The sequence below is a fragment of the Bacteroides sp. genome, from assembly GCF_029057325.1.
Lineage (GTDB): Bacteria > Bacteroidota > Bacteroidia > Bacteroidales > Bacteroidaceae > Bacteroides.
Genome location: NZ_JAICZW010000022.1, coordinates 20,315 through 27,001, shown reverse-complemented (window position 1 = coordinate 27,001; position 6,687 = coordinate 20,315). Strand labels below are relative to the sequence as shown.

Below are 6,687 nucleotides of genomic sequence, written 5' to 3'. Positions count from 1 at the left end.
GAGATGCACCCTTGCTTTGAGGAAGGCATGTCGGACAACTCATATATGCGCTGGCAAGGATGGTACACCGACATCAAATTGATTGGCAACGGCACATATACCGCCACAACTTCCGTGATAAACAACAACTGGGCGTACGCCTATACCAACATACGCATGGCATGGCAGTTTTTGGAAAACATAGACCAGTGCGTGGCCTTGTCTGCCGACGAGAAAGAATCGCTGACCGGGCAGATTCGCTTCTTCCTGGCTTACAATTACATCCGCCTGGTGGCCCTGTATGGGGATGTGCCTCTTATCGAGAAGGTGCTGACCGTAGAAGAATCCAAAGAACAAGTCAGGACCCCCAAAGCGCAAGTGCTGGAATTTGCCCACAACCAACTCGATATGGCCGTCAAAGAGTTGTCCGGCAAGAGCCTTGAAAGAGGACGCGTCACCGAAGGGGCGTGTCATGCGCTGAAAGCCCGTGCTTATCTGTGGGAAAACGACTTCGACAACGTGCTCAAAGAGACCCTGCAGTTGTTAGGCAAATATTCGTTGAATACGGCAGGCGATACTCCGTATGCCGATTTGTTCAATGGAAATGCCGAAGAGTGCGATGAAATCATCCTGTCCCGCCAGTTTGCCCATACGGCAGGAAGCGTGTCAACGGGACATACACTGAACCAGGCCTTTTTCCTCAAAGGCATGTCGGGCGGTGATGCGTTCGGCGCATTGACTCCTACCGGAAGCATGGTGGACGCCTATCCGATGGCCGACGGAAGATTGATTCACGAAGCCGGTTCTACCTACAATCCCGGAGACCCGTACAAAGACAGGGACCCGCGTTTGGCACAATCCATTATCTATCCGACCTCTACCATCCGCAATTCCACTACGATGGAGTGGGTGCTTTATGACCCGGAAGACGAACGGACATTGCCCGGACAACGCTACGACGACAAAGAACCGTCGGCCACCGGATATATGTGGAAAAAGTATTGCGACTGGACCGACCATGCCATGGTACAGATTCTGGACTGCGGCGTAGATGTCATCTATTTCAGATATGCCGATGTGCTGTTGATGCACGCCGAAGCACTGATGGAAACCACGGGCATGGCTGCCGCATCCGAAGTATTCGGCCTTATCAACCAGCTGCGTGACCGTTGTGGCGGCGGACGTGTGATAGAGGCGAACTATACAACCACAGAATCTCTGCGCCGGTTGGTTCGCAACGAACGCAGGGTGGAGCTTGCCAACGAGGGCTTGCGTTTCTTCGACATCCGCCGTTGGAGGGTGGCCGAAAAAACGACAACAGTTTCCGGCGAAGGCATGAACGGTGAGCTTTATGGTGCATTCATGCGCAAGGACGGCATCGGCGCCAGCGACAGAACCGTGGAGGTGGAGGGAGTTCCCCGCCGTTACGTAGAAATACGCATGTTCGACCCTTCGAAGCACTACCTCTTCCCCGTACCTGCCAAAAACATCGACCTTTCCAATGGAACATTGACTCAGAATCCGGGATGGGATTGATGAATTTGAATGTGTGTGGAGCCGGTGCTTCATGAACAGGCATTTGCCACCTTCAAAGAGCATCGGCTTGCTTGATTTTACCAACATCAACCCGTTGGCGGAATTAATTCGCAAACCTGCTTCCAGGCGTTTTCTAACATATTGATTATCAGATACTGAAAAATGAGTTGACAGACACTTGTGTTCAACGTGACAGACACTTGTGTTCAAGACGACAGACACAAGTGTTTGAGACGACAGACGCAAGTGTCTGTCAAACCAGGAAATATAGGGGAAATCGAAGCAGTTATTTCCTTGCCGATTTAATTCCGCCAACAGGCCAATATCATTATTATTCTATGAAACCAACATTATTTTTAAGTATCATCGCCCTGTTTTCAGCAATGCGGTCAGAGGCGCAGACACCGGTCTATATGGATGCTTCGCGCCCGGTGGAAGAACGGGTCAAAAGCCTGATGGATGAAATGACCTTAGAAGAGAAAGTGGCACAGATGGACCAGTTCAGCGATTGGGATTTGGACGAATATAAAAAGAATCCTACGCTGCTGAACAATCTCGGCGTCGGTTCGATAATCGCCACCCCCGCTACCCCTGAAGCATACAACGAACTGCAAGCCTTGTCGGAGAAAAGCCGGTTGAAAATCCCGTTCCTGATAGGCACAGACGCGGCCCACGGAATGGCGGTGCTGCCGGGCTACACCGTGTTCCCCACTTCCATATCGCAAGCGGCGACGTTCAACCCGGAACTGGTAAACCGCATCGCGACCGCCGCATCGGAAGAAATCAGAGCGGCGGGCATACACTGGACATTCGCCCCCTGCATCGACATCACACAAGATGCCCGGTGGGGACGTACCGGCGAGACTTACGGCGAATGCCCCTTCCTCACATCGGCATTGGTGCGCCAAGCCATCCGCGGCTATCAGAACCATCCGAATCCACAAAACAGAGTGGCGGCATGCGTAAAGCATCTGGTGGGCGGAGGGCGCTCCATAGGTGGCGTCAACCATGGGACTGCCGAAATATCGGAACGCATGCTGCGCAGCTTCTTCCTGCCTCCGTTCGATGCGGCCATTCAGGAGAACGTGATGACCATCATGCCCGGACACAACGACATAAACGGAATCCCCGCCCACAGCAACAAATGGCTGCTGACAGACATCATGCGCAAGGAATTCGGCTTTAAAGGCTTCTATATCACCGACATGAAGGACATCGAGAACCTGATAAGCCTGCACCGCACGGCAACGAACCAGAAAGATGCCGTGCACCAGGGAATAGCCGCCGGACTGGATATGCACATGTATTCAACCAATATGGACCAGTTCATCAACCCGATGCTGGAGCTGATTAAGGAAGGAGCGATTTCGCAGGAACAGATTGACGAATCAGTGGCAAGGATACTGCGGGTCAAGTTTGAATTGGGGCTCTTCGAGAACCGCTACGTGAAGCCCACCCTCCCGTATGCCACTCCCAAAGCCCATCAGCTGGCGTTGGATGCCGCCCGCGAATCCATCATCCTGCTGAAAAACGAAGAAGACCTGTTGCCGCTCGACAAGAAGAAGTACAAGCGGATATTGATTACCGGACCCAACGCAAACAATCACTCCATCCTTGGAGACTGGTCAAGAGAACAGCCGGAAGAGAACGTAACGACCATCTACGAAGGCATCCGGGACTATCTGGGAAAAGACGTAGAAGTGATATACACCCATAGCGGAAGGCTGAAGGGAAAGAAGTCGGACGTTGAGGTCAACACCACCGACCCCGCCACACAACAGAAAGTATTGGAGGAGGGTGGCGAAATGAACGACTTCTCCATTGCCGACGCCACCGAGAAGGCGAAGTCGTGCGAACTGGCGATTGTCGCTGTAGGCGGATACGGGCTACGCTACGACTGGGGATTGCGCACCTACGGCGAGTCGGCCGACCGCCCTTCCATCGACCTGTATGGCAGACAGGAGGAACTGGTACGCAGCATCGCCGCCACGGGCACACCCGTCATCGTGGTCATCGTGAACGGAAAGCCACTGAACAACGAGTGGATAACGAAAAACATCCCTACCATCGTGGACGCATGGGAACCGGGTATGTATGGCGGCCGGGCTTTGGCGGAAATCCTCTTCGGAGAGGTGAATCCTTCAGGCAGACTGCCCATCACCATTCCCCAGTCAGCAGGACACATCCCCCAGTATTACTATCAGACCAAGTCGCGCACCTATACCGGCTACGGGCTGGGGTCTTCAAGAAAAGACGACAAGCCGGCGTTCCCGTTCGGCCATGGCTTGAGCTATACGACGTTTGAATACGACACACCCCAACTGAACGATACCCTTCTGCATGAAGGACGTCCCTTGGAATTGTCGATAGCAATCACCAACCGAGGAAAGCGGATGGGTGCAGAGACCGTACAATGCTACATACAGGACGAAGTGTCAAGTGTAGTCACTCCTCTCATGTTGCTGAAAGGTTTCCAGAAGATTTGGCTCAATCCGGGCGAGACGAAGACAGTAAAGATAACCATCCCGTTTGAAGAATTCGGCTTGTGGAATCAAGCGATGAAACATGTCGTGGAACCCGGTGGATTCACGGTGATGGTCGGCAGCTCTTCTGCCGACATCAAGCACCGTAAGCATATCGAATACAAAGGTTCGCCGGTAGAGGTGCGAACTCCTACCCTAACGCAGTGACAAAAAGGCTGATTATTAGCATAGGTTGAGGGATTTTGGTGGCAAACAGAAGGCTATGTTCAACAATTCAGGCGACAAAGTGAAGAAAATTAGTATTTATTCTTATCTTTGAGACCTGTTTTACATCTATTAATTAGAAACATACAACTATGGGAACTACTAAGAACTCAACCTTGAAGGTAGGGGCGGCAGGTGTTGTCGTCATCGGAATTGCAGTATTGTTTATGGTCATGTTTGCCATCGAGCGCATCGACTCCGGCCAGACCGGCATCATCGTCAACCTGGCAGGTAGCGAACGCGGCGTGGACGACGCCAAGGTAGAGACGGGATGGGTCATCTACAACCGTTTCGCCAAACAGCTGTTCGAATACCCCGCCTTCGCTCAGATAGTGGACTACGAGCCGTTCGACATACAGGACAAGAAGGGAACCATCTTCAAGACCGACCCCACCATCGAATACTACATCGAGCGCGACAACGCCAAAGTGGTCTTCCTGCGCTACCGCAAGACCACCGCGGAGCTGGAACAGTCGGTCATCCTCACCGAAGTGAAGAACGCCTATAAGGACGTGGCGGGACTTTACGAGACCGATTCGCTCATCAACAACCGTCCCGCCTTCGAGAAAGAAGTGGAAGCCCTGCTGAAGGAACGGCTGAGCACCCGCGGCTTCACCTTCACCAACATCCAGTCGTCCGTGAAGCCGAACGACGTGCTGCAAGCCGCCATCGACGAGAAAAACACCGCCGTGCAGAACGCCCTGAAGGTGGAGAACGAGAAGAAAGCCGCCATTGCCGAAGCCGAGAAGGTGGTTGCCGCCGCCAAAGGAAAGGCGGACGCCAACCGCATCCTGCAACAAAGCATCACCCCCGAACTGATTCAACTGAAAGCCGTGGAGAAATGGGATGGCAAACTGCCGCTATCCACCAGCGGAAACACACTGCCGTTCTTGAAGATTCAGTAAGATTCACTCCATGATGCCTTTCTTTCATGTGCAAAAATCCCCACTTTTTGCACATGAGAAAAAGAACATGTGCAAAAAAGGGCTATTTTTGCACATGTTCTTTTATGAGAAACCAACAATAAACCGGATGTTATGTATAAAATTCCTTCTCTTCCATTAGAGCAAAACCTCGATACGGTTGCCATCCTAAAGCAATTGAACAAGGCGAACCGCAAATTGGCGGAATTGAAAGGTGTCGCCTTGACTATTCCCAACGAAAACATCTTGATAGACACCTTAGTGCTGCAAGAGGCAAAGGAGAGTTCGGAAGTAGAAAACATCGTGACTACACACGATGAGCTTTATCAGGCGGACATCAATGCCGAGAATCTGGTCATAAGCCTTCAGACGAAAGAAGTGTTACACTATTGCGAAGCCATGAAATATGGATTCTCATTGGTGCGCAAGAACAAACTGTTGTCCATCTCGATGATAAAGGAGATACAAGCCCGTCTGGAACAGAACAATGCCGGATTCAGAGCCGTGCCGGGCACGTCGTTGAAGAATCAGCGTGGCGAAGTGGTCTATGAACCGCCGCAGGATAAACGCACGATAGAGCAACTGATGGGAAATCTGGAAGTTTTTCTGAACGATGACACCATGAGCGATCTGGACCCTTTGATAAAGATGGCAATCATCCATCATCAGTTCGAGAGCATCCATCCCTTTTATGATGGCAACGGCAGAACCGGCCGCATCATCAATATCCTTTTTCTGGTAGTGAAAGACTTGCTCGATTTACCCATTCTCTACCTGAGCCGTTATATCATTGAGAATAAGGGGGAGTATTACAAGCAGATACAGTCTGTCCGCGAAAGCGGTGATTGGGAGCCGTGGATTCTGTTCATGCTGAAGGGAGTGGAAGTGACCGCTGCCGATACCATCCAACTGGTGAACGAGATTTCGGTTTTGATGAAAGACTTCAAGTTACGCCTCAAGGCCGTATTGGGGAAGAGCTATCGGCACGAATTGCTGAATAATCTCTTCCGACATCCTTACACCAAAATTGAATTCATAGAAAAAGAGTTGGAAGTAAGCCGCTTCACTGCCTCCCGCATTCTAGACAAGATAGTAAAGGAAGGACTGCTTGAGAAAACCAAGAAAGGCAAGCACAACTACTTCTTGAACAATGCGCTCATTGCCTTGCTTGCTCAGAACCAAGAACGTATAGGATTGTCCCCGGAAGAAATCATAGAGTCTGTCACTCTATAAGGACATGTGCAAAAATCCCCACTTTTTGCACATGAGAAAAAGAACATGTGCAAAAAAAGGCTATTTCTGCACATGTTCTTGCTGTAGCATGAAGAAGTCTTTTGCAGCTTTATGCGCGCGTACATAAAGTTTATTTTTCCATTTTATCTGCCATTTGCAAGGATTTTACACTTATTCCCCTATTATGCAAAACATTACAGGCTTGCAAATATCCCTTGCAGATAGTTTGGAAAGGAAGTATCTGCAAGGGAGGGTAATGAAAGAAGGGA

The 6,687-nt window shown here is 50.8% G+C and carries 4 protein-coding genes; all 4 read left to right on the top strand.

What is annotated here, in order from left to right; all coding sequences use genetic code 11:
- The coding region (locus K2G43_RS01535; protein WP_300152789.1) for a RagB/SusD family nutrient uptake outer membrane protein at positions 1–1,515 on the top strand (1,515 nt) is incomplete at its 5' end.
- A gap of 338 nt (positions 1,516–1,853) precedes the next feature.
- Positions 1,854–4,205, top strand: a complete 2,352-nt coding sequence (locus K2G43_RS01530) for a glycoside hydrolase family 3 N-terminal domain-containing protein (protein WP_300152788.1) — start codon at positions 1,854–1,856, stop codon at positions 4,203–4,205.
- 149 nt (positions 4,206–4,354) lie between these two features.
- Entirely contained in the window at positions 4,355–5,167 is an 813-nt protein-coding gene (locus tag K2G43_RS01525) for an SPFH domain-containing protein (RefSeq protein ID WP_297644585.1), read from the top strand.
- 132 nt (positions 5,168–5,299) lie between these two features.
- Complete coding sequence (locus tag K2G43_RS01520; RefSeq protein ID WP_297644587.1) at positions 5,300–6,418, top strand: Fic family protein; 1,119 nt, start codon at positions 5,300–5,302, stop codon at positions 6,416–6,418.
- The last annotated feature ends 269 nt before the right edge of the window (positions 6,419–6,687 follow it).